We start from the raw sequence: 24,053 nt of genomic DNA, 5'->3' as shown, positions 1-24,053 counted from the left end.
GTCGCAGGTCTGATTGGTCGTTTCGAGCGCGCCGAGGCGCGGTTCGGGCCGAATCAGGTTCGCGAGATGCAGAGGGCGATGATCGTGAGCGTGAGGGGTTCGTGGCCGAACGCTGCGAGGACGGGGCTCGGGGAGGTCGTCGCGGTCAGCACCGGGGACGCGCCGTCCGGGGCAGCGGCTGTGGCCCAGCCGTGGCCGGCGAGGGTGATGTCGCGCCCGTTCGTCGGTGTGTCGTCCGGGACGCCGCAGCCGGGCGGCGACAGCTGGACGTCGACGGGCACGGTCGTTGTTGTTGTCGTCGTCGCTTGCGAAGCGAGGGTCGCCGACGCCGCTGGAACCGTGGCCGATGCTGCTGGGAGGGTCGCGCATCGCTGGCCGATGGCGCCGAGCGCGAGGAGCATCACGATCGCGAGCGTGACGACGAGTCGAAGCGGATGGGAGAGGACGGCGCGGCTGGTCATCGTCGCTCGCTCCTCAATGGTCGGTCAGTTCGAGTGGTTCTGTGGTTCGTTCGCATCGTCTGCCGGAGTGCCGGCCACGACCCGATCGGTTCCGCTGCGGAGCAGGTGATCCGACTGGCATCGGCCGAGCCTGATCCCATTCTCCCCGAGCGCAGCCTCATTCCCTGGGAGACTCCCGGCAAACCGACCAAGCCCGGTTCAGCGCGCCGCGAGGAACGATTCGAGCTGCGCCGGCGTCGGGTAGGACGCCTGGGCGCCGGCTCCCGTCGCGGCATAGCTGCCGACCGTCGACGCGAACCGTGCGGCGTCGACGAGTTCGTCGCCGTTCGCAAGACGCAGTGCGAGCGATCCCATAAATGCATCACCGCAACCGGTCGTGTCGACCGCGGTGACCTTGGGCGACGGGACGGCGACGATCGGGCGGGCGCCGTCGACGACGACACTCCCCGCCGCGCCGGTCGTGATGACGACCCGGTCGACACCGAGGGTGCCGAGCGCGGATGCCGTCGCATCCCAGTCGACGGAGCCGTCGTCCGATGCGGCACCCCCGTCGGCACGTGCGGTCGTCCCGGCGAGATCAACGGCCTCGTGCTCGTTCACGAGCAGGACGTCGGTCAATTCGAGCAGCTCCTCTGGCACGGGCCCGTACGGGGAGAGGTTCAGCAGGACGAGCGCCCCGGCGTCGCGGGCGAGCTTCGCCGACGCGAGCACGGTCTCCATCGGGATCTCCAGGCACAGGCACAGCACACCCGCGCCGTCGAGGACCGTCGTCACCCGATCGACGACCGTCGAGTCGGCAGCGTCGACGCCGAGCGTCCCGTTCGCACCGGGGGAGACGATGATCGTGTTCTCACCCGCGTCGTCGACGGTGATGACCGCCGTGCCCGTCGCGACGCCGTGGAGCCGGTCGATGTGATCGACGTCGACTCCGGAGTCGCGCAGCGAATCGAGCAGGAGACGCCCGTGCGGGTCATCGCCGACGGCGCCGACCATCGACACCGATCCGCCCAGACGACCGGCCGCGACCGCCTGATTCGCACCCTTGCCGCCTGGGACGACGGTCAGCTCGGAACCCAGGAGCGTCTCGCCCGGCTGCGGGAAGCGCGCGGTGTGCACAACGAGGTCGGCGTTCAGCGAGCCGACGACGACAATCCGGGAACTCTGCATGGTGGGGCCTTTCCTGACTTCCGGTCGGTGCTGTGCTGGAGAGGACGTCGGCCGGATGGGTGACTGGGATGCTGCATCGGTACTGTTGGGGACTACTGGAACGTGCTGGACGTGACGATTCGTCGAGAACCGTATCGGACGGAATCGACGGCACGACCACCGCCGAATGCTCGTGCGGCCGGGTCGGCAACCGCAGCGGTTGCCGACCCGGACCGTGCGCGGTCTCCCGCGCGAGTCGTTACTTCGCGGCCCGGTCGAGGACCGGTTCGCTTCCGACTTCGGCGTTGACCGGCTTCGGGATGAGGAACGAGATCGCCAGGGCGACGACGGTGATCCCCGCTCCCAAGAGCATGGCATTCGTGTAGCCGGAGGTCGAACTGCTTCCGGACGGCGAACCGACGATCTGCAGAGCAGGCAGCACCACGAAGCTGAGGCCGGCGCCCAGGTTGAACGCACCGGCGTTCAATCCGGGGAGGAACCCGGGGTTGTCCTTCGGCGAGAGCACGATCCCCAGACCGTTCAGCATGATGTTGCCGATGCCGGCGTAGGTCGCGCCGATGAGCACGGTCGCGGCGATCAGCACGGGGAGCGAGTGCACACCGACGAGCGCCATGATGACGGTCGAGACGATGCTGCCGATCAGGCCGATCCGGAGCACGTTCAGGTACCCGAACGTCGGGGCGAGGCGACCGGCGAACGGCCCGACGAGCCACCCGACGAGCGCGTACGGCGTCAGGAAGGCGAGCGAGGCGAGGTCGGCCTCCATCCCGAATCCGGCGTCGCCGTTCTGGGCGATCGACGTGACGAGGCCGTTCACGACGGCGAAGATGCCGGTCATCGTGAGCAGCGTCGTCAGCAGGAGCGCCCAGGTGCTGCGCTGGCGCAGGTACTTCGTGGCGACGAGCGGTTCCGCGACCCGGTTCTCGACCGTCCAGAAGATGCCGAACGCGACGAGTGCCAGGACGATCGCGCCGCCGACGAGCAGCCAGTTCGCGTCGGCCAGCTTGCCGGCCTCGTTGAACGCCGTGAGCAGTGCCGCGATGGAGACGACGAGCGGTAGGACGCCCCACCAGTCCATCTTCGTGCCCTTCGAGGGGCGCGAGTCCGCGGCCCAGAGGACCACGAACACGATCGCGATCGCCGCGACGACGGCCATCGTCCAGAACACGGAACGGAAGCCGTGGTTCGTGACGAGCCAACCGCCTGCGAGGGCGTCGACGCCGGCGATGCCGCCGTTGACGGCCGTGATGAGACCCATCATCGCGCCGTATCGCTTCGGATCGGTGATCTCAGCGCGCAGCATCAGGAGCGCGATGGGGACGACCGGGCCGGAGACGCCCTGGATGATGCGGCCGATGAAGAGCATCTCGACGTTCACGGCGAGAGCCGCGACGACGGTGCCGACGAGCATCACGACGAGCATCCAGGTCAGGATCCGCTTGCGGCCGGCGATGTCGCTGAGGCGTGGGAGGAAGACCGAGAACAGCGCGGCGGTGGTGAAGAACATGGTCTGCGAGAGACCGATCGTGGCATCGTCGGTGCCGAGCTCGTGGGCCATGCTCACGAGGGCAGGGCTCAGCATGCTCGCGTTGAGCTGGAAGGCGACGCACGCTGCGAGCAGCGCGGTCATCAGTGCGCCGACGCGGACCGCAGGCTTCTGGGCGAGGTCGCTCACAGTTCCACCTCCCCGATGTTGCGGAGGGCGTCGGTCACGAGGTTCCAGAAACGGTCGGCGTCGAGGGTCGTCGCCGCCCAGGTGGTGCAGTCGTCCGGGGCCGGTGCGCGGAAGTCCGCTACCGTCATCCCAAGGGTGAGGGTTCCGGTGAGTTCGATGTCGATCGGCACCTTGACGGTCTGCACGATGGTCGGGTCGATGACGTACGCGACGGCGCAGGGGTCGTGCACCGGGGGAGCGTCGAAGCCCTGAGCGTCCTTGTACGCGGCGCGGAAGAAGTCGACGAGCTCGACGACGAACTGCGCCGGCTTCGTGCCGACGGCGGCGATCTGCTCGACGACTGCAGGCGTCGCGAGGGCCTGGTGGGTGAGGTCGAGGCCGACCATCACGACCGGCCACGACTCGTTGAAGACGATGTGCGCGGCCTCAGGGTCGATCTTGATGTTGAACTCGGCCACGGCGGACCAGTTGCCGACGTGGTAGCCGCCGCCCATGAGGACGACTTCCTTGACCCGTTCGACGATGCGCGGCTCCTTGCGGGCGGCCAACGCGATGTTGGTGAGGCCTCCCGTGGGGACGAGGGTGATCTCGCCCGGCTCGTGCGACATGATCAGGTCGATGATGAGGTCGACGGCGTGACGCTCGTCGAGCTCGATCGACGGCTCGGGGAGGACGGGGCCGTCCATACCGGAGTCGCCGTGGATCTCTGGTGCGTTCTCCAGCGGCCGGACGAGCGGGCGGTCGGCGCCGGCCGCGAACGGGACACCGGTGATGCCGGCGATGCGGGCGACGGCGAGGGCGTTGCGCGTCACCTTCGGCAGGGTCTGGTTGCCGACGACCGTGGTCACGGCGAGGAGTTCGATCTCGGGATTCCCGTGGGCCAGGAGGATCGCGATGGCGTCATCGTGCCCTGGGTCGCAGTCGAGAATGATCTTCTTGGTCATACAGCTCCACATCGTTGGGGTGGTCGAACCGAGCATCAGCAGGGATCTGATCCGCCTACGTCAAGCGCTTTACGCGCTCCGGCAACTATACGTCAAGCGCTTTACGTGTCAAATCCACGTGCCGTCCTGTTCGCAATTCCGGAACTGTTGCGCCCGATCGCGCCGATGAAGCGCTTTCCGGGCGCGCCATGCGCATTCCCGTCGCAGAGTTCCGGAATTGCGCACTCACGATGGGGGATCGATACGATCGACAGATGGCTGACAAGACGGTGGGACACCCGACCGGCAAGCGCGTGACCGCCGCGATGGTCGCAGCGCGAGCCGGGACATCGGTCGCAACCGTGTCGCTCGTCGCCAACGGCAAGCACGAGGGCCGCGTGTCCGTCCGCAACGTCGAGCGCGTCAGGGCAGCGATCGATGCGCTCGGCTACGTCGCCGACCATGCGGCGCAGTCCCTCGCGACCGGGACGAGCAACATCGTCGTCCTGGTGACCCCCGACGCGTCGAACCCGTTCTTCGGGAGCGTGATCTCGGGCATCCGCGCCGAACTCGGCACCCCGTATCAACTGCTCGTGTCGGTCACGGGGGAGGGGCGTGTGCCCACCGCGGCAGGACTCGGGCAGCTCTCCGCGCTGCGTCCGGCCGGACTGCTGGTCGAGGCGCCGAGCGAGACGTTCCTGCAGGAGATGCGCTTGCAGACCGCGCTCGTGCTGCTCGACGCCCCCGGTCACGATGCGGCGCCGCCGGCCGTGAACTTCGATCTCGAGGCCGGCGTGCGCGACCTCGTCGCACACCTGCACGAACTCGGGCATCGAACCCTCGGCTATCTCGCCGGACGGACCGCCACCGAGACCTTCATCCTGCGGGAGCGGATGGTCGAGGATGCGGCGGCCGGGTATGGGATCGCGGTCCACGCGGCGGATGTCGCGGCGAGCATCATCGACCTGGAAGCTGCGTCGGCTGCGTTCCTCGACGTGTGGCCGTCGTGGAGTGCGCTCGGCGTGACGGCTGTTGTGTGTGCGACCGATACGCACGCGTACGGCGTCCTCGCCGCGGCCCGTTCGCTCAGGCTGCGCATCCCGGAGGATCTGGCGGTCACCGGCTTCGACAACCTTCCGTACTCGACCATCAGCGACCCGCCGCTCACGACCGTCGAACTGCCGGGCGAGGCGCTCGGCCGGTCCGGTGCGCTCGCGCTGCTCGCGCAGATCGAGGGACGCGTCGCGGAGCGGCCGCCGGTGTTGCGGGCGCCGCTCATCAGGAGGGCGTCGACGATCGGTCGGTGACGATCGGTCGGTGACGGTCGGCCGGTGACGTCCAGTCGGTTGGATCCGCCGCTGCTGCTCAGGCCGCGCGCTTGCGGGCCCGGTACGCCGCGGCCTTCATCTTGTTGCCGCAGGTCTCCATGGCGCACCACTCCCGGCGGCTTCCGCGGGACAGATCGAGGTAGACCTGGGTGCACTCCGGGCGGCCGCATTCCTTGAGGACGTCGGAGGCCGGCCTGCTCAGGATGTCGATCGCGTCCCGTGCGACGGCGGACAGGGCCTGGGCCGGAGTCGCCTGGGTGTGCTTGCCGTGGTGATCGAGGTGCGTGACGGGGGAGGGCAGCGCCGCGGCCTCGTTGATGATCGAGAGAGGGTCATCCTGATAGTCGTCACCGGCGATCCGACCCGCGACGAGCGTGTAGATCGCCTCGCGCAGGGTGAGTGCGGCATCGAGATCCGCTGTGGATGCTCCCGGGGCGGTGTCGCTCACGCCCGACTCGCGGAACCAGGCGTCGAGGCTGTCTGCGCTGCCGAGCATCTCGGTGGGCTCCTGGTTGCGACGCGCGCGGAGGGTGCCGACGAAGTCGAGAGAGGTGTTGCCGCAGGGGAAGGCGTGTTCCATGTCACCACTCTAGTCGGTGACGCGGGCTCCTTCATCGGAAATCACCACCTTGACAGGTTACGATTTCGCTGCAAGTATCGTCACCAGTCGAACCGGTTATGCGTTCGGCGTCGACTCGCAACACGGAGAATGGAGCATCCCATGGGATTCCTCGACCGCCTGCTCGGACGGAACCTCACGCCGCCGCCCGCCTCGCCCAGGTCGGCCGACGAGCTCGCCGTGGAGCGGTACGAGCGGCTTCTCCGAACGGCGCCGACCGACACGATCCAGCAGGCGCACGTCGAGGCGTTCGAGCGGTTGACGCCTGAGCAGCTCGCGATCCTCTTCGATCGATTCACCGAACACGCCGATGCTGCAGAGCTGGCCGGAAAGCCGGCCGTCCGCCCGCCGGACGCTCGGCCGGAGTCGCTCGCGACGGCGGCGACCGATGCCGAGGCGACGGAACCTGGTGCGCTCAAGCGGCTGTTCGGCTACGGGTTCGGCGTGCCGGCTGCTGCCGTCCTCGGCGGCGCGATGTTCGTCGTCCTCGCCGGATATGTCATCGCATCGCACCCCGCCTCCGGTTTTATGGCGGGCGACGACGGGGGCTCCGACGGCGAGACGGATCACGACGGCACGGCCGGCGGTCACGACGGCATGACGGGTGGAGACCACGGATCCGCTTCGGACCCCGGCATCGGCGATCCCGGGTTCGACTTCGGCGCAGACGTCACCGGTTTCGACTTCGACTTCTGACCGGCCTGCCTGATCTGCCTGCCTGCTCGCCTCCGTCCGCGAGCTGGCAGTGGTGGCTGGATTGGCAGGGCTGGAATCAGCCACAACTGACAGTTCGCGGGCTGAGCCGGGGCTGAGGGCTGGGGTGGCTGAGGTGGCGGGGGTGAAAATGGGGTCAGCTGTGGCAGCGGATGCCGTTTTCGAGGGTTCGGATGACGAGGGTTGCGACGCCGTGCCTCGGGAGCAGTCCCTCCGCCGCGTCGGCGCACGCGCGCCCGACGAGCGCCCAGAGTGAGTGCTGGATCCAGCATGCGGTGAGCTCGGGATCGAAGATGCCGTCGGCCTGACCGCGTTCGATCAGATGCAGGAGCGGGTCCTCCTCCGCCGGTATCCAGGAGCCGGTCTCGCTGTAGTTGGCGAGCACGCGCGGGTCGCCGAAGAGGTAGAGCAGTCGATCGCCGACCGACACCATCGCGGAGACCGCGCGGCGCATCGCCTCGAGCGGGGAGCCTTCGTCGAGCCCGGCTTCGTTCATCGCGGTCTGCACGATTTCGAGCGAGTCGGTCGTGGTGGCGTGGATGAGCGTCTCGCGGTCGGGGAAGTAGCGGTGCAGGGTGGTCCGACCGACACCTGCCGCTTCGGCGATCTCTGGCATCGTCGCCGCCCAGTCGTGGGAGAGTGAGCGCGCGGCGGCCTCGAGGATGGCGCTCCGGGTGCGGGAACGCGTCCCGACCGGGTGCTCCAGGATGTCGTTGCTCATGCGGCAAGCATAGTCACCCTTCCAGAACGGGCGGAGAGCAGACTTCTCTGGATGTTCACAAATCAGTAATGGAACGCTGACGTTCCGTTGTAGTAGGGTTGAGTTCCCTGGTTGGCGATGCTGCACGTCACGGTCGTGACGTCCGCCGTCTCGGCACTTCGAAGCAGTCGCGCCGCCGACCGGAATCGATCTCGCACACGATCCCATCGCCGCGGTCCGTGCATCTCGCATCCAACATCCAGCAAGCATCCAGAGCGACAGGAACACGCATGGCAGAACGCACCGCAACACCCGAGCTCGCGACGGGCGATGCGACAGCACCCGTCGCAGAAGTCGCTCCAGACCACTCCTCCCGCAACACCCTCGTCATCGCGCTGCTGCTGACGTCCACCTTCGTGGTCATCCTCAACGAGACGATTATGGGCGTCGCGCTGCCCCGCCTGATGCACGACCTGTCCATCACCGCGAGTGCAGCCCAGTGGCTCACGACCGCGTTCCTGCTGACGATGGCCGTCGTCATCCCGATCTCCGGCTTCCTCCTGCAGCGTTTCAACACGCGTCCGGTCTTCCTGACCGCGATGGGGCTCTTCAGCGCGGGGACGCTCATCTCCGCGTCCGCTCCAGGGTTCACGATCCTCCTGGTCGGCCGGGTGGTGCAGGCCGGCGGCACCGCGATCATGATGCCGTTGCTGATGACGACGATCCTGACGCTCGTTCCGATCGCCTCTCGCGGCAAGGTCATGGGCAACGTGTCGATCGTGATGTCGGTGGCTCCGGCGATCGGCCCGACGATCTCCGGCCTCATCCTGAGCGTCCTCGAATGGCGGTGGATGTTCTGGCTCGTCCTGCCCATCGCCGTCGCGGCACTCGTGCTCGGCGCGTTCAAGATCCAGAATGTCACCACGCCGCGGAAGATCCCGATCGACGTGCTGTCCGTCGTGCTGTCCGCGTTCGCGTTCGGTGGTCTCGTGTACGGGCTGAGCAGCCTCGGCGAGTCCGCGCACACCGGCATCCTGCCCTCCGTCATCGCTCTGTCGATCGGTGTTGTGGCATTGGCGGTCTTCATCCTCCGTCAGCTGAACCTGCAGAAGTTCGATCGTGCGCTGCTGGATCTGCGCACGTTCCTGTCGAAGACGTTCACAGTGTCGATCGCGATGCTGTCCCTCAGCATGATGACGCTCTTCGGCACACTCATCCTGCTGCCGATCTACGTGCAGACGGTCCTCGGGTTCGACCCGTTGGCGACCGGTCTGATGCTGCTGCCCGGCGGTCTGCTCATGGGATTGCTCGCGCCGTTCGTCGGTCGGATCTACGACCGTCGTGGGCCGCGGGTGCTGCTCGTGCCGGGTGCGGTGATCATCAGTGCCGCGTTCTGGACGATGACGCTGCTCACGGCGTCGACGCCGTTCATCGCGGTCCTCGGGGTGCACATCTTCTTGAGCATCGGCCTCGGGTTGACGTTCACGCCGCTGTTCACAGCCGGTCTCGGATCGGTCCGTCCCGACCTGTATTCGCACGGCAGCGCGATCGTCGGCACGGTGCAGCAGCTCGCCGGTGCGGCGGGGACGGCCCTGTTCATCACGATCATGACGTCGCAGACGGCAAACCTGGTCGCGTCGGGGTCTGCGCAGACGGCTGCGGTCGCCGGTGGTATCCACTCGGCGTTCACCTGGGGTGCTGCCATCTCGATGCTCGCGATCGTAGCGGCATTCTTCATCAAGCCGCCGGCGGCTCAGCCCGGCGCCCCGGCCCCCATCGCCGCCCACTAGGACTCCTCCTTCTCCTCCCGCGAGTGGTCGGAAACTGCTCGTCTCGGCGCATCCGGACTGGCCGGATGCGACCCCTCGCGGGATAGGGTCGGAGAATGGGACTCCGCAGGAGAATGAGGTGAAGCTGCGTCTGCCTGCGTGGTTGACCAACGTGCTGGGGCTCCCGGGTGCCGTGTCGTTTCGGCGATTCGAGCAGATCGTCCGTTGTGCCGGTCAACTGGGCGCGCACTTCGCAGCGTGCCCCGACGAAGAACTGCGCGAAAACGCTGGTCGAGTCATCCCTGCGCCTGACGGGGTGATCGTCCCCGACGACATGGCTGTATTCCTCGCCATCGCGCGGGAATTCTCATCGCGAACCGTTGGCCTTCGGCCATTCGATGAACAGTTGCTAGCCTGCTGCGCACTGATCTCAGGCCACGCCGTCGAACTCGACACCGGCGAGGGGAAGACGCTCGTCGGCGCGATTGCCGCCATCGGCCAGGTCGCGAGTGGTCGACGGGTCCACGTCGTTTCGGTCAACGACTACCTCGCAGAACGTGATGCCACGTGGATGAGGCCTCTGTTCGCCGCCTTCGACGTGAAGGTCGATTGGGTCGGCCAGCGCAGCGGCCACGACAGCCGTCGCGCCTCGTACACGTCCGACGTCGTCTACGCCGCAGTGAGCGAGGTGGGGTTCGACGTCTTGCGGGACCGGTTCGCAGTGAACGACGAGGACCGGGTGGCTCCGGTTTTCGATGTCGCGATCGTGGACGAAGCGGACGCTGTCCTCATCGATGAAGCGATGGTGCCACTCGTGTTGGCGGGCACGGATGATGCAGCACCGGAGGACTTCGCCGCAGCCACGGCTCTTGTTGCCGAGTTGCTCGTCGACGAGCATTTCGAGGTCGACGCTGAGCGAGCGAACGCGACTCTGACGGATGCAGGACTCGATCTCCTCGAGCGGCGCCTTGGCGGGATCGATCTCTACACGGAGGACGGAGTCGGAACGCTCACTCGTCTGACGCTCGCGCTACAGGCCAGGGCGGTGATGCATCGCGATGTCGACTATCTCGTCCAGGACGGCGCAATCGTGCTGATCAACGCGTCTCGCGGACGGATCGCTTCCCTCCAGCGATGGCCGGACGGGCTGCACGCAGCGATCGAGGCGAAGGAAGGACTGCCGGTCAGTCCGGCAGGGGTGGTCCTCGACACAATGACGGTGCACGACTTGGTGCTACGGTATCGGACGCTCTCCGGTATGAGCGGGACTGTCGGCGAAGTGGCCGAGGAGCTGCTCGAATTCTTCCGCCTGTCGACCGGGCGGGTGCAGAGGCACGTCCCCGACATCCGGACGGACGAACCACTGCGGGTGCTCGTGACGCAGGATGAGAAGTACGCGGACGTCGTCCGTCTGATCGTGTCGGTGCACACCACACGCCGCCCGATCCTCGTCGGCACCCAGAGCGTCGCGGAATCGGAAGAGCTTGCGGCTCTGCTCGAGTCGGAGGGGATGACGCCCCGGGTCTTGAACGCGAAGAACGATGCGGACGAAGCAGCGATCATCGCGAGCGCCGGGGAACTCGGCGCGGTGACGATCTCCACTCAGATGTCTGGCAGAGGCACCGACATCAGGCTCGGCGGAGCAGACGAGAGTGGCCGTGACGAGGTCGTCGGTGTTGGTGGTCTGCTCGTGGTGCTCACCAGCAGGTTCCCGTCGAAACGACTCGATGCGCAATTGCGTGGACGGGCAGGGAGGCAGGGCGATCCCGGCGGTACGGTATCGTTTGCGGCGCTTGACGACGAGCTCGTCGAAACAACGGTCCCCGTTCACATTGCGACGCGCATCGACCGGCACGGGACTTCGATGGCGATGCCCGTACGTCGGCAGATCGTGGACGAAGCACAATCGATCGCGGACGCGCTCCGTCGTGACCGTCATCGGTCGACATGGGAGTACGCGCGGGCGATCGCCGCTCAGCGGGAAACCGTCCTGGCGCGACGGGAGGAAGTTGCGACTCTGAACGGTGCGGTTGATGAGCTGCGGCTGTTGATCCCGGAGCACATTGCCCGTCTCGAAGCAGCGGGTGGGCGCAAGTCGGTCGCCGAGCTCGTGCGGGGAGTTGTTCTCTACACGCTCGATGACCGATGGCGAGAGCATCTCGCGGTTCTCGCAGAAGTGCGTGACGGCATTCACCTGCGGGCACTGGGCGGAGATCGGCCGGTGGAGGAGTTCCACAAGATCGCGCTTCGACAGTTCAACGGGTTCCTGGACGTCTCGATGGAACGGGCCGCATCGTTCGTCGCTTCAATTGACGCTTCGTCCATCGGCGGCACTCTTGACGACCTCGGGCTCAGACGTCCGTCTTCGACGTGGACGTACCTCGTGACGGACGATCCGTTCGGCAGCCCCGGCGACCGCTTCGCCCGAGGCCTCGGCAAACGCTGGCGAACGAGCGTCGCTCGTCTTGAGCCGTGACGTCCCCTCCACCTCTGCCGAGGGGTCGCAAACTGCGGGTGCTGACGCGCTCGACCCGCAGTTTGTGACACCTCGGCAGAGGGAGTCGGGAGTGGACGGCTAGGGTCGGAGGATGAACGGTGAGATCGGTGTGTTGCTCGTCAGCGGGAGCGTTCGACGGGGGTCCGTGAACGAAGCGGTGCTCGAAACGGTGGCGGCGATCGCGCCGGCGGGAGTGACCGGTGTTGTGTTCCAGGGGATCGGGGCTCTGCCGCTGTTCAATCCGGATCTCGACCGGGAACCGCTGCCGGAAGCCGTCGTGCGCCTGCGGGCCGCCATCGCGACCGCCGACGCGATCCTGTTCAGCACGCCAGAGTACGGCGGGATGATGTCTGGGGCGCTCAAGAACCTCCTCGAATGGACGATCGGCGGCGTCGAGATCACGGACAAGCCGACCGGATGGATCAACCCGTCGACGAATCCGGCGGGTGCTCGGGCGACGTACGACGGTCTCCGTGTTGTGCTCGAATACACGGGAGCCAGCTTGGTTCCTGATGCGTGCATCGCGGCACCGGTCGACCGCTCGGTGATTGATGCGGCGGGTCTGGTGACCGACGAGTCCTGGCGTCTGCGTGCGCTCGCGGCCCTGGAAGCCCTGGTAGCCGCGACCCCCGCAGCCTGACCTCACCGCCGGCCCGCGAGCTGTCAGTCGTGGCTGGTCTCGCGGCGCCAGAACGACCACTGGTGACAGCTCGCGAGCTGACAGCAGTGGTCGTTCTGGAGGGAGGCTAATCAGCCACGAGTGACAGTTCGCGGGCTGGTGGGGCTGGCCGGGCGACGGAAACGCGCGGCGAGGAGGGCGCCGAAGCCGAGGAGCAGGAGCGATGCCACCGCAATCGTCGGGAACGCAGCTCCGAAACCGGTAGCGCTGAGTGACTGGTTGACACCCCCGGATGATGCAGCAGCGCTGGTGGAATCGGAGCCGCCGTCGGAACCGCCACCGGACCCGTTTCCGCCCGGTCCACCGTCGGAGCCACCACCGTCGGAGCCGCCACCGTCGGACCCGCCACCCTGCTGCTTGAGCGGCAACGGAGCCGCAGCATCGAGGATCCGATCGGTGAACACGCCGATCGGCTGCTGCGCGAACGCCGCGACGATGTACTCCTTCTTGGGATCCAGTGTCCCGGCCGGGATGACGATCGCCTTGGGCGCGACGAAGCCGCCGCGGGCGCGGATCTGCTGCGCCGGGATCGTGCCCTTCGCCTGTGCGGCGTTCACCGCGACCCAGTCCGATGTCCCTGGCCGGCCCGGTTCCCACACGCCGCGTTCGAAGACGGCGAGGACGAGCGATCCCGTCCAGTCGGACGGTACGACGAGATTCGCCGAACTCACCCACACCGTGTTGTCGACCGTCGGGTCGAGCGGAGCACCCGGCGAGACGGCGACCTGCGGCCGCCCGAGATTCGGCGCGACGCGCAGCCGGACGGCCGCGGTCGTTGCGCTCTCGTCCGCGTTCGCCGCTCTCCCTCGCAGGAGGGCGCCGTCGTCGGCATCGGTGAGGACGGGCGTCACCGCGACCTGATTCTTCGGCGCGATCGTCTGCGTCGACACGGACGAACCCGCCCAGGCGAGCCAGGTGCGGCCATCGTCCCGGCTGATCTCGAGGGTGTGGCTCGGCGCGGGGGCGCCCACGAACCTGAAGGTCAGTTCAGCCGGGCTCCCGGCGATGGCCGCGGTGTCGGTCGGATCGAGGACCGCTTCCACCTGCACGTGGGGGATCGCCGTCACGTACGCCTGAGGCGAGGTGACTGAGCCGTGCGGATTGGCTGCGGTGACCCGCACGTACGCGCGATTGTCCTCTGCCCGCAGCGCGGTGATCGTGAGGGTCGATGCTGTGGCGCCGTCGATATCCGTCCACACGGCGCCCGTGCGTTTCATCTGCCACTGGTAGCGCATCGGGTCCGCCCCCGCGAACACCGCCTCGAAGCTCGCCGGACGACCGATGATGCCGTCGAACCGTTCGGGGCCGCTGATGAGCGATGGCGCGTCGAACGTCGGTTTTGTGCCGGAGAAGGCGATACGGACATCGAGTGGAGCCTTCTCCGCGTCCGCCCCGCCGCCGCTCGAGTGCCAATAGGTCGACAGACCGGTGCGGTACTGGAGATCGACGAAGGACTCGGGCCACGAACCCCAGTCGGGATCGGCGCGTTTCACCTCGTCGCCGATGGCCGACGCCTGCTCCCGCGAGCCGTCGGCGCCGATGGCGTGGTAGTCGACGCCTCGGAAGTCCGGCGAGAGGTCCAGGCCGGCATCGGTCACCCGCGCGCCCGAGAACGTCGCCAGCACAACATCATCCGCACTGATCACGCCACCGTCTCCGCCCGGATGCACGTCGGGGCCGCTCACCGTGCCGCGCAGGGTGCCGGTCCCGTCCACGATGCTGAGGCGCACGTTCTCGACCCACCAGGGTGCGAGCCCGCCGTAAGCGTTCGCCCGGAATCCACCGTTCCAGGCGATTTCACCGGAGCCGGTCGCTGGCGAGAAGGACCCGTGGCCAGCGGTGAAGAGAATTCGCTGATTGAGGGAGAGTCCTTCGGCCGGAAGGCATTTCGAGGACTCCGTGACCTCGACCGCCGTGCCGTCCGCATCGCGTTTGAGGATCATCACGGGGCCGGACTCTGCGCTGTACGCCTCGTCGGTCCCCGCGCTGAAGAAGTTGCAACTGGCACCGGACGCATCCGAAGCGGCCTGATAGAGCGGGTTGACGCCCCATTCCAACGTGACCGCATCGAGGTGTTGCCGGTCGGTGTCCGTCCCTCTGGCGGTGCCGGCGATGGCCGCCGGCGCATTCGCCGTGAGGAGCGCACCGGCGACCAGCAGCGCGAGCACCGTCCGCCGCCGTCGGCCGCCCCTCCTCGAGCGCCGTCCCCTCCCAGGTTCGCGCTCCCGTCGACGCTGTCGTTCCTGCTCAGTGCAGTTCTGCATTTCCACTCCGATCGTGTCTGGGGCGATCGTTGTCATCGACATCTCATCTCGGCCCGCGAGGGGTCGCAAACGGCTGGTCAGGACCGGCCTGGACTGACCGTTTGCGACCCTTCGCGGGCTGAAGAAGGGCGGCTAGCGGCGGGAGCGGCGAAGGCGGACGATCGCCAGGATGCCGGCGCCGAGGAGCAGGGCGACGGCGGCGATCAGGAGCGGGAGGGCACCCGCGAATCCGGTGCTGCTGAGGCTTCCGCCCGAGTGCGAACCCGGGCCGGAGGACGATCCGGCGTCGACCGCGCCAGGCGTCGGCTTCGCCGTGGTCGGCGGATCCACAACGGGCGGCACCACAACAGGCGGGTCGACCGGCGGGTCGACGGGCGGCAGGTCCGCAGCGAGCACCCCGAACGACTGCCATGCACGGAACACGCCGGCGGTGTTCTGCACGACCAAGGAGTGCGTCGCGACGTCGAGCGATTCAGGGACGATCACGGTGAACGACCCGTCGGCGTCGGTCCGGTGCCACCCGAGCGGCGTCGCCTCCGAGTGCGCCGTCGCGAAGAACCACGAATTGGGCTCAAGATGCTTCACTGTGAGCTGGGCGCCGCGCTTGACGTCCACAAGACCGAGGTCCGATGCCGCGAGCTTGCCGCTCTTCGGATCGTCGAGCGTCTTCGGTGCGGCGCTCGACTGGACGTCCTGGCCGCGCAGCACGATGGGGACCGCGTTCGTGAGCGAACCGTCACCTGCTGCGGCGCTGAACGAGGCGAGGACGTACCGCTTTGCGGGGTCGAGCTGGCCCGCGGCGATCACGAGCGTCCGCGCGAACGCACCGTCGTCGCGCTTGAGCGTCGACGCGAACACCGAGCCGCTGTCGCCGACGAACATGTCCTTGTCCGGCTTCGACCCGTCGCCCCACACGGACGCCTCGACGATGCCGACCCGCAGGAACGAGGCGTAGCTGTCCGGCACGCGGAATCCCGCGCCGCTCAGTGCGAGCACGGTCCGGCCGGCCGGATCGATCTCCGCCGACGGGCTAAAGGCGACGGTCCGCTCGGTCTCCGGGAGCACGGTGAGCCTCGTGGGTGCGGAGACAGCGTCAGGGCCGGCTCCGTTCGCGGCGACGGCGCGGAACAGGTTGCCGTTCATGTCTGCCGTGAGGTGCTCGACGTAGATGAGCGAGCTCGCATTGGCGGACCACGTCTTCCAGCTCGCGCCGCCGTCGGTGCTGCGCTGCCACTCCCAGGTGGGGTCGGGCGCACCTGACCCGTAGGCCCGGAAGATGACCTTGCCGCCCACAAAACCGATCGCATCGACCTGGTTCTCCGTGATGGTCGCCGCCTGGGTCGTGATGGTGATGGTCGCGACGTCGGAGGTGACCGGGTCCGAGACGCCATTCGACACGAGGACGCGGTACTGGTCGCCGTTGTTGCCGACCGACGCGGTCGGGATGAGGCCGCTCGTCGCCGTGGCCGTACCCCAGTTGGCCCAGGTCGTGCCGCTGTCGGTGCTGCGCTGCCACTGGTACTGCGGGGACGACCCTGCGACGGTGACGCTCAGGCGGACGATCGCGCCGGCCTTCGCCGTGACCGACTGCGGCTGCTTCAGGATCTGGATGCCGGCGGCCTGGTGGACCGTGAGGGTCGCGGCGGCGGACGGCGTCGATGCGATGCTGTTCGAACTGACCGCGCGCACGCGCAGGCCGTCGTCTGTGAACGCGACCGATGGCATCGTGAGCGTTGTGGCGGTCGCACCGGCGACATCGGTCCAGGCCGCGTCGCCGCGCTTCGTCTGCCACTGCAGTGTGGGCGCGGGGGAGCCGGCCTGCTCGGTCTGGAACGTGGCCGTCGCGCCCTCGCTCACGGTGACGTCGGCGGGCGGACGGACGATGACGGGTGCCGTGCTCGGCGCGTCCTGATCGAACGCGAACGTCACGGGCAGTGGCGGCTTCTTCGCGTCGGCGCTCAGGCCGGAGGTGTGCCAGTACGTCGACAGGCCTGTGCGGTACTGGAAGTCGACGAAGCTCTGCGGCCACGAACCCCAGCCGGGGCGCTGGATCTTGACCTGATCGGAGATGGCGGAGACGGTCGAACGCACACCGTCGACCAGCGGGAAGTAGTCGATCCCGGCGAAGAGCGGCGTCGCCGTGATGCCGGCGGCGCTCACCTGCACCTCGCTGAAATCGGCGAGCGTCACGTCGGGTGTCGGCGGCAACGGGTTCTTCGTGTTCGGGTCGTCCATCGAGGACGCCCAACCGCCGACGGTCGCCGTCAGGTGCCCGGTGCCGTCGGCCGCGACGGTGAGCTTCGGGTCGGTGATGCTCCACGGCACGAGGCCGCCGTAGGAGTTGACGGTGGCGACGCCGGTCCAGGAGATCGTGGTCGCGCCGGACGCGGCATCGGTCGATCCGGTGCCCTTGGTGAAGAGCAGGTGCTGCCCGTTGTCGAGACTGCCGGACGATGCCGGGGTGCAGCGGTTCGCGAGCCCGACGGCCTGGACGGACCCGTCGGCCGCACGTTTGATGATCTGGACGTTGCCCTGTTGTGTGCGGTACTGGCCGGCGCTGCCGTCGGAGAGGCCGGCGGAGAAGTAGTCGCATCCGCCGAACTGCGAGCCGAGCTGGTGCTGGTCGTTGACGCCCCACTCGAAGGTCGCGTTGGTGATGGGGGTCGCGATGTCTGTGGACTCGGCCGCGTTGGACCCGGCCGCGTTCGCCGGCGTGCTGCCGGCGCCGAGCCCGGCAGCGGTCACCGCTCCGAAGGCGAGGGCGGCTGCGAGGACGAGACCGGACGCCCGGCGTCCGAGGGGTCTGCCGTCGTGGGGCCGATGGTGGGCTGATGGGATCGATCTCCGGCCGATGGGCGGGAGAGCGGAGCGCGCGGCGTGCGTCATTCCTGTGGTGTTCCTCTGGTCGTCGCCGCGTCGAGGCGCGCCGAATGGCGCCGTCGCGAGGCGGGCGGATGGTACGCGGAGCGTGGACGCCGGAAGTGGGGGACGCCCGACCGGCGCAGCGGTGGCGATGTTTTTAGGTTAGCCATACCTAAGCTGTGTCCGCAAGCGCTGGCTGAGGTTAGGCTATCCTCATGAAACTCACGCGCATCGGACTGGTCATCGCGACCGTCGCAGCACTCGCCCTGACCGCATGCTCGAGCGGTGCACCCGCGAACGAGGCTGCGACAGCGGCGCCCGGCGGGGCCTTCCCGGCGAAGGTCGACACGAAATTCGGCACGGTCACGATCGACGCTGCGCCCAAACGGATCGTCGCTCTCGGCTGGGGAGACGCCGAAACGGTGCTCGCGCTCGGCGGACAGCCCGTCGGCGCCTCGGACTGGCTCGGATTCGGCGGCGACGGCGTCGGGCCGTGGGCGAACGGCCTGTACAAGGAATCACCGAAGATCATCGAGACGCTCAAGCCGGACTACGAGGCGATCGCTGCGCTCAAGCCGGACCTGATCCTCGACGTGAAGAGCTCGGGCGACGAAACCCGTCACGAACGTCTCGCGTCCATCGCACCCACCATCGGCGTCCCGAAGGGCGGTGACAGCTACCTCACGAGCATGGATCAGCAGACGACGATGATCGCCCAGGCGCTCGGCAAGGCCGATGAGGGCAAGCGCCTGCTGGCGGCCGTCGACGCGGAGTACCAGGCCGCCGCTGCCGCGCATCCGGAGTGGAAGGGCAAGACGGTCGCAGCGGCGACACGCACGAGCGAGGGCTGGGGCGCGTACATCGACGGCAGCGAGCGTGTCACGTTCCTCGAACGCCTCGGATTTGTGCAGAGTCCGAAGATCGCGGCGTTGAAGCCGAACGCATCCGGGTTCTCCGTGGACATCTCGACCGAGCAGCTCGATCAGTTGGACGCCGATCTCCTCGTCGCGTTCCCGATCTTCATCGACACGAAGCAGATCACCGACGACCCGCTGTTCAAGCTGATCCCGGCGGTCGCAGACGGCCGATCCGTCGTCATCGACGGCGATCTGTCCGCCGCGTACTCGCTCGGGACCACCCTCGCGGCGAGTTACGCCATCGCGCACGTCGTGCCGCTCATCGCGAGCGCGCTGAAGTCCTAGCCGTTCAGAATTCCGGAACTCTGCGTGAATTCAGGACGTTTTCGCCCGGAAACCGGCGAAAACGTCCTGAATTCTGCAAAAGTTCCGGAATTCTGGAGGGGATGCGGGCGGGCGAGGGGTGACACGGGAGCGGCGCTCAGGGATTCCGGAGCGGTGACGGTTAGGGTCGTGGACGATGTTGAAACGCGAACGCACGGGACTCCTCACGCTTTCTGCGGTGACGGTCGTCCTCGGCGCGATCATCGTCGGCGGCGTGTACTGGCTCGGCGTCCTCACCGGCCGCGGCCAGCGAGTCGAGAACCGCGCGCTCGAGTCCTCGACGTATGAATCGCAGTGGCGGGGCCTGCTCGACCTCGTGAGCGCCCGCGACCTCGCGATCGCCCTCGTCGCGCTCGTGGTCCTCGCGGTCGTGCAACGCAATCCGCGTGGGGCGATCCGCGCGGTCCTCATCGTCGGCGTCGCCGACGTCGTCGCCCAGGTGCTGAAGTACGGCATCCTCGTCCGACCGGATTTCGCGGCGCTCGATGCGCGAAACACCTTCCCCTCAGGTCACGCGGTGGCGTTCTCATCCGTGCTGTTCGTGCTCATCATCCTCGTGCCGGCTCGAATCCGGGTGCTCGTCGCCGTGTTCGCGTCACTCGTCCTCGGCGTCGTCGTGTTCCAGTTGCTCGGCTTCGGCTGGCACCGGTTGAGCGATGTCATCGGCGGTGTGATGATCACCCTCAGCGCCGTCGGACTCGCGCACCTCGTCGTTCCCCCCAGGATGACCGATGCCAGGTGGCGGGCGCCGTTCGGATTCCGCGTGTACTCGATCGGTGCGACCGTGCTGTTCGCCGCGGCTGCGGTTGCGCTGCTGTTGATCGCGGCGATCGTGCGCGGCTCGCGGGAGTCCGGGCTGCTGCTCCTCGCGACGCAGGCCGCCGCGATCGGATCGGTCGTGTTCGCGATCTGGTTCGTGTGCCTCATCGCTCCGAGAATCGCTCCGAGACGAACTGCGTCGACCGATGCGACGGGACGCACGGTCACCGCGTAGCGTTGCCTGCATGACGTCGAACGGCCCCCAGGCACCGAATCCGCTGAACCCCGATGCCGGGCGTCCCGATGCCGGGCTCTCCGAAGCAGGGACCTCTGGTGCGGAAGCCGGAGCCACCGGCAACGCATTCGACTGGCGCCTCGGCGGCGAGGGCGGCGGACGTCCAGGCCCCAACAACGACCTGTCCGACGTCCCCGGCCTCCGTGTCGGGCATGCCTCCAGGGTCGGCGACGGCTGGTTGACGGGATCGACCGTTGTCCTCGCCGACGTCGACCTGCGGGCTGCGGTCGATGTGCGCGGCGGCGGTGCGGCATCGCGGGAGACCGATGCGCTGCACCCGACGGGTGTCGTCGACGCGATCCAGGCCGTGCATCTCGGCGGAGGGTCGGCCTACGGACTCGATGCCGCCGGCGGCGTGATGCGCGAACTCGAGGCGGCGGACCGCGGATTCCGCGTCGGCGCCGCCTACGGACGAGTCGTCCCGATCGTTCCGGCGGCTGCGCTGTTCGACCTCGGCCGAGGCGGGGACTTCTCAGCCAGACCGGATGCGGAACTCGGCGCGGAAGCGGCGCGCGCAGCACTCGCGGCCGCGGCCGGGACACCGGTCGTCCAGGGGTCGGTCGGCGCCGGAACCGGAGCCATCACGGGGGAGATGCGCGGCGGAATCGGCTCGGCCAGCGTGGTGCTGCCCGGTGGCGTGACGGTGGCGGCACTCGTGGTGGTCAACGCCGACGGGTCGGCGCTCGACCCGCGCACCGGCATCCCGCTCGGCATCGGTCGTGAGCTGCTCCTCGCCGACGGCAGCGGAGAATTCGGCCTCACGGCACCCGATGCGGCGGCCGTCGCCCGCGCGAGGGAACGCCTCGAAGCCGCAGCGCGCGCCCGCCCGGCCCTGCGCCCGCTCAACACGACGCTCGCGATCGTCGCGACCGATGCACCGCTCGACCGCGCGCAGCTGTGGAAGCTCGCCGGCACGAGCCATGACGGCATCGCCAGGGGCATCCGACCGGTGCACACGCTGGGGGACGGCGACCTCGTCTTCGCGCTCTCGACAGCTCGCGGCGGGTGGCCGACGCCAGATCCAGCGCTGCTCGAGAACCACCAGCGCAATGATCAGGTCAACCGCATCCTCACGGCCGGAGCGGATGTGGTCTCCCGTGCGATCGTGCACGCGGTGCTCGCGGCGACGTCGATCGAGACGCCGGCGGGGCTGCTTCCGTCGTACAGGGACCTGTTCGCCTGATCCGGATCAGCCGCGGACGTGCAGCACGGCGTCGAGGAGCGCGTCTGCGACGAGCCGCTTGCTGCCGGACGCCTCCGCGACGACGCTGTCATCGGCTCCGAGGATGACCAGCGTGTTGTCCGGCGACTCGAACCCGGACTCCCAGCCGACGGCGTTGACGGCGAGCAGGTCGGCGCCCTTCCGCGCGCGCTTCCGGCGTCCCCGTTCCAGGAGGTCCTCACGGGTCGGGCTCGTCTCGGCGGCGAACCCGACGATCGTCTGCGACGCGGGTGACTGTCCGGCCGCGCGGTCCTGGACGAGCCCGACGAGCACGTCCGGGTTCGCGACGAGGTGGATGGTGAGCTCCGCCCCGGCGGATTCCTTCGTGATCTTGCCGTTCGACACCTCGGCCGGTCGATAGTCGGCGACGGCGGCGGCCATCACGATGACATCGGTCGAGTCGCGGACCGAGCCGACGGCATCGCTCAGCTCGGTCGCCGTCCCGACGTGCACAACGGCGACCTCGGGCGGCAGCGCGCCGAGGACGTCTGCGCCGATGTTGGCCGCGACGATCGTGACCGATGCTCCGCGTTCGGCAGCTGCCGCCGCGATCGCGACGCCCTGCCGGCCGCTGGACCGGTTGCCGAGGAAGCGCACGGGGTCGAGCGGTTCGCGTGTGCCGCCAGCCGAGACGAGGACGCGCAGACCGGCGAAGTCCTGCTCCGGCTTCGTCGGTCCGGCGGGGGCGGCCGCGTCCGTGCCGGCGCCTGCAACTCCAGCGACGGCAGCAACGTCAGCAACGCCACCTGCGCCAGAGACCAACCCCAGCGCCGCCTCGACGATCGCCGCCGGCTCCGACATCCGCCCAGGCCCCTCATCACCGCCCGTCAACGCACCGCTCTCCGGCCCGACGATGTGCACCCCGCGTCGGCGAAGCGTCTGAACGTTGTCGACCGTGGACGGATGCTGCCACATCTCGGTGTGCATCGCCGGAGCGACGACAACAGGCGCCCTCGTGGCGAGCAGCGTGGTGCCGAGCAGATCATCGGCGAGGCCTGCGGTGAGCTTGGCGAGGAAGTTCGCGGTGGCAGGAGCGACGATGATGAGGTCGGCCTCCTGCCCGAGGGCGACGTGCCGCACCCGCGCGACGTCATCGTGCACCGTCGTCGTCACGGTGTTGCGGCTGACGGCCTCCCAGGTCGGGGTGCCGACGAACCGCAGCGCGGACTCGGTCGGGATGACGCTCACGTCGTGCCCGGCGGTGATGAGCAGCCGGACGAGGCTGACGCTCTTGTACGCTGCGATGCCGCCGGTGACGCCCACGATGATCTTCACACGACCATGCTGGCACAGGCCGCCGGGCGTCGTGCCCCCGTGTTACGCGGTCGCGGATCGTTCGGCGCCCCGCCCGTAGACTGGCTGGACCCCGACCAACACGTGCCGTGCAGCCGATCCGCTCGTGTACGGCCAACGTTCGACCCTGTGCACCACCCTGCACGACACTCTGGAGGATGCGCCGGTGCCTGAGCCGAAACAGCTGATCGTCAACCTGTTCGAGATGAACACCGTGAGCCACATCACCCACGGGCTGTGGACGCTCCCGGACAACAACCGTCAGCGGTTCAACGACATCGACTACTGGATCGAGCTCGCCCAGCTGCTCGAATCAGGCGGGATCGACGGCATCTTCCTCGCCGACGTCGTCGGGGCGTACGACACGTTCCGCGGCAACGCCGACACGGCGATCCGCGAGGGTTTGCAGATCCCGAGCAACGATCCGCTGCTCGTCATCCCAGCGATGGCCGCCGTGACGAAGGGGCTCGGGTTCGGGGTCACCTTCTCCACGACGTACGAGCCGCCGTTCTCCTTTGCCCGTCGGATGAGCACGCTCGACCACCTGACGAAGGGACGGGTCGGCTGGAACATCGTCACCTCGTACCTCTCGAACGCCGCACGGAACTTCGGGCTCGACGACGAGATGCCGAAGCAGCGCAGGTACGAACTCGCCGACGAGTTCCTCGACGTCGTCTACAAGCTCTGGGAGGGCTCGTGGGACGATGACGCCGTCCTGCGCGACGCAGAACGCGGTGTGTACTCCGACCCGGCCAAGGTGCGCGCGATCGATCACGTCGGCGAGCACTTCCGCGTCGCGGGGCCGCACCTCGCTGAGCCGTCGCTCCAGCGGACGCCGGTGCTCTACCAGGCGACGGGATCGCCGGAGGGCATCGAGTTCGCCGGTCGGCACGCCGAGATCGTGTTCACGGGCGGCAGGACGGCGGCGGACTTCCGCAAGAACGCCGACGAGATGCGCGATGCCGCGGTGCGGCACGGGCGGGCCAGGGACGACGTGCGGTTCGTCATCCAGGCCGGCGTCGTCGTCGGGCGCACCGAGGAGGAGGCGGCGGACAAGCTGCGCCTCTACCGTGAGCGCACGAGCGTCGAGGGGATGCTCGCGCACGCGGGCGTCCCGTGGGACATCCCGGCGTACCCGTCCGAGACGCTGATGAGCCAGGTCGCAGAGGCAGAGGGCGCCGTCGGCCATCCCTTCTTCCGCGGCTTCGCGGAGGGAACGACCGTCGGCGAGGCGCTCGGGCAGCTGCGCGACGGCCGTGAGGGGCGGTTCTTCGTCGCGGGGACGCCCAAGACCGTTGCGGACGAGATCGAGCGATGGCTCGACGAGGACGGGATCGACGGCATCAACCTGCGCCAGTATCACTCGTTCGACACGATCCGCGATTTCGTTGATCTCGTTGTGCCGGAGCTGCGGCGCCGGGGTCGTCTCCGCGAGGGCTACGTGCCGGGGGAGACGCTGCGCGAGCGCCTGTTCGGCGCCGGCCGCAGCCGCCTGCCCGAGACGCACACCGCTGCGCGCTATCGCGGTGGCGCCAACCTCGACGTCCCAGTGGAGCCCCTGCGCTTCTGAGCCGTGTCACCGCGC

18 protein-coding genes are annotated in these 24,053 nt (G+C 68.4%); 9 read left to right on the top strand and 9 right to left on the bottom strand.

Translation table 11 applies throughout. The annotated features are described in order from the left end of the window. Positions 1-53: 53 nt before the first annotated feature. From ACL9RL_RS10935 to ACL9RL_RS10920, 4 genes are all read right to left on the bottom strand, one after another. Positions 54-461, bottom strand: coding sequence for a hypothetical protein (locus ACL9RL_RS10935; RefSeq protein WP_422780284.1), 408 nt, complete (start codon positions 459-461; stop codon positions 54-56). A 198-nt stretch (positions 462-659) separates the two neighbouring features. After that, positions 660-1,628 carry a ribokinase gene (locus ACL9RL_RS10930; protein ID WP_422780283.1) on the bottom strand — a complete coding sequence of 323 codons (969 nt, stop codon included), beginning with the start codon at positions 1,626-1,628 and terminating at the stop codon, positions 660-662. A 238-nt stretch (positions 1,629-1,866) separates the two neighbouring features. After that, positions 1,867-3,303 (bottom strand): MFS transporter, encoded by a 1,437-nt coding sequence (locus tag ACL9RL_RS10925; protein ID WP_422780282.1) that lies wholly within the window; start codon positions 3,301-3,303, stop codon positions 1,867-1,869. Further along, positions 3,300-4,247, bottom strand: a complete 948-nt coding sequence (locus tag ACL9RL_RS10920) for a nucleoside hydrolase (protein ID WP_422780281.1) — start codon at positions 4,245-4,247, stop codon at positions 3,300-3,302. The genes ACL9RL_RS10925 and ACL9RL_RS10920 overlap by 4 nt, the downstream gene beginning before the upstream one ends. A gap of 254 nt (positions 4,248-4,501) precedes the next feature. Between ACL9RL_RS10920 and ACL9RL_RS10915 the strand changes: the two genes are divergently transcribed. Then, on the top strand, positions 4,502-5,533 hold the full coding sequence (locus ACL9RL_RS10915; RefSeq protein WP_422780280.1) for a LacI family DNA-binding transcriptional regulator: 1,032 nt from the start codon (positions 4,502-4,504) through the stop codon (positions 5,531-5,533). Positions 5,534-5,591: 58 nt separating this feature from the next. On the opposite strand, the gene ACL9RL_RS10910 is transcribed toward ACL9RL_RS10915, so the two are convergent. Beyond that, positions 5,592-6,134: a CGNR zinc finger domain-containing protein gene (locus ACL9RL_RS10910; RefSeq protein WP_422780279.1), complete on the bottom strand. Its 543-nt coding sequence runs from the start codon at positions 6,132-6,134 to the stop codon at positions 5,592-5,594. 141 nt (positions 6,135-6,275) lie between these two features. On the opposite strand from ACL9RL_RS10910, the gene ACL9RL_RS10905 reads away from it, so the two are divergent. Next, positions 6,276-6,869 carry a hypothetical protein gene (locus tag ACL9RL_RS10905; RefSeq protein ID WP_422780278.1) on the top strand — a complete coding sequence of 198 codons (594 nt, stop codon included), beginning with the start codon at positions 6,276-6,278 and terminating at the stop codon, positions 6,867-6,869. Positions 6,870-7,023: 154 nt separating this feature from the next. Here the strand turns inward: ACL9RL_RS10905 and ACL9RL_RS10900 are convergent, their stop codons facing one another. Further along, positions 7,024-7,608, bottom strand: a complete 585-nt coding sequence (locus tag ACL9RL_RS10900) for a TetR/AcrR family transcriptional regulator (RefSeq protein WP_422780277.1) — start codon at positions 7,606-7,608, stop codon at positions 7,024-7,026. Between the two features lie 269 nt (positions 7,609-7,877). Between ACL9RL_RS10900 and ACL9RL_RS10895 the strand changes: the two genes are divergently transcribed. The 3 genes from ACL9RL_RS10895 to ACL9RL_RS10885 all read left to right on the top strand — a co-directional run bounded on the left by ACL9RL_RS10895 (position 7,878) and on the right by ACL9RL_RS10885 (position 12,493). Then, positions 7,878-9,377, top strand: coding sequence for an MDR family MFS transporter (locus tag ACL9RL_RS10895; RefSeq protein WP_422780276.1), 1,500 nt, complete (start codon positions 7,878-7,880; stop codon positions 9,375-9,377). A 118-nt stretch (positions 9,378-9,495) separates the two neighbouring features. Then, a complete protein-coding gene (gene secA2 / locus ACL9RL_RS10890; RefSeq protein WP_422780275.1) occupies positions 9,496-11,832 on the top strand; it encodes an accessory Sec system translocase SecA2 in 2,337 nt (778 codons plus the stop codon). A 112-nt stretch (positions 11,833-11,944) separates the two neighbouring features. Continuing rightward, a complete protein-coding gene (locus tag ACL9RL_RS10885; RefSeq protein WP_422780274.1) occupies positions 11,945-12,493 on the top strand; it encodes an NADPH-dependent FMN reductase in 549 nt (182 codons plus the stop codon). Positions 12,494-12,603: 110 nt separating this feature from the next. Here ACL9RL_RS10885 and ACL9RL_RS10880 read toward each other — a convergent pair whose 3' ends face one another. Together ACL9RL_RS10880 and ACL9RL_RS10875 are read right to left on the bottom strand one after the other, a co-directional pair. After that, complete coding sequence (locus ACL9RL_RS10880; RefSeq protein ID WP_422780273.1) at positions 12,604-14,700, bottom strand: hypothetical protein; 2,097 nt, start codon at positions 14,698-14,700, stop codon at positions 12,604-12,606. 228 nt (positions 14,701-14,928) lie between these two features. After that, the gene (locus ACL9RL_RS10875; protein WP_422780272.1) at positions 14,929-17,682 is read right to left on the bottom strand and encodes a hypothetical protein; all 2,754 of its coding nucleotides are present in this window, start codon (positions 17,680-17,682) and stop codon (positions 14,929-14,931) included. A gap of 191 nt (positions 17,683-17,873) precedes the next feature. Here ACL9RL_RS10875 and ACL9RL_RS10870 point away from each other — a divergent pair, with 191 nt between their 5' ends. The 3 genes from ACL9RL_RS10870 to ACL9RL_RS10860 all read left to right on the top strand — a co-directional run bounded on the left by ACL9RL_RS10870 (position 17,874) and on the right by ACL9RL_RS10860 (position 21,136). Beyond that, positions 17,874-18,860 (top strand): iron-siderophore ABC transporter substrate-binding protein, encoded by a 987-nt coding sequence (locus ACL9RL_RS10870; RefSeq protein ID WP_422780271.1) that lies wholly within the window; start codon positions 17,874-17,876, stop codon positions 18,858-18,860. Positions 18,861-19,035: 175 nt separating this feature from the next. Continuing rightward, positions 19,036-19,893, top strand: a complete 858-nt coding sequence (locus tag ACL9RL_RS10865) for a phosphatase PAP2 family protein (RefSeq protein WP_422780270.1) — start codon at positions 19,036-19,038, stop codon at positions 19,891-19,893. 10 nt (positions 19,894-19,903) lie between these two features. After that, positions 19,904-21,136 carry a P1 family peptidase gene (locus ACL9RL_RS10860; RefSeq protein ID WP_422780269.1) on the top strand — a complete coding sequence of 411 codons (1,233 nt, stop codon included), beginning with the start codon at positions 19,904-19,906 and terminating at the stop codon, positions 21,134-21,136. Positions 21,137-21,142: 6 nt separating this feature from the next. Here ACL9RL_RS10860 and ACL9RL_RS10855 read toward each other — a convergent pair whose 3' ends face one another. Then, the gene (locus ACL9RL_RS10855; protein WP_422780268.1) at positions 21,143-22,450 is read right to left on the bottom strand and encodes a bifunctional phosphopantothenoylcysteine decarboxylase/phosphopantothenate synthase; all 1,308 of its coding nucleotides are present in this window, start codon (positions 22,448-22,450) and stop codon (positions 21,143-21,145) included. A gap of 184 nt (positions 22,451-22,634) precedes the next feature. Between ACL9RL_RS10855 and ACL9RL_RS10850 the strand changes: the two genes are divergently transcribed. After that, positions 22,635-24,038, top strand: coding sequence for an NtaA/DmoA family FMN-dependent monooxygenase (locus tag ACL9RL_RS10850; RefSeq protein WP_422780267.1), 1,404 nt, complete (start codon positions 22,635-22,637; stop codon positions 24,036-24,038). Positions 24,039-24,053: the final 15 nt, after the last annotated feature.

Origin of the sequence: Plantibacter sp. Mn2098 (genome assembly GCF_049319745.1) — a bacterium.
Classification (GTDB): domain Bacteria; phylum Actinomycetota; class Actinomycetes; order Actinomycetales; family Microbacteriaceae; genus Plantibacter.
This window is presented reverse-complemented; position numbering and strand designations above follow the sequence as displayed.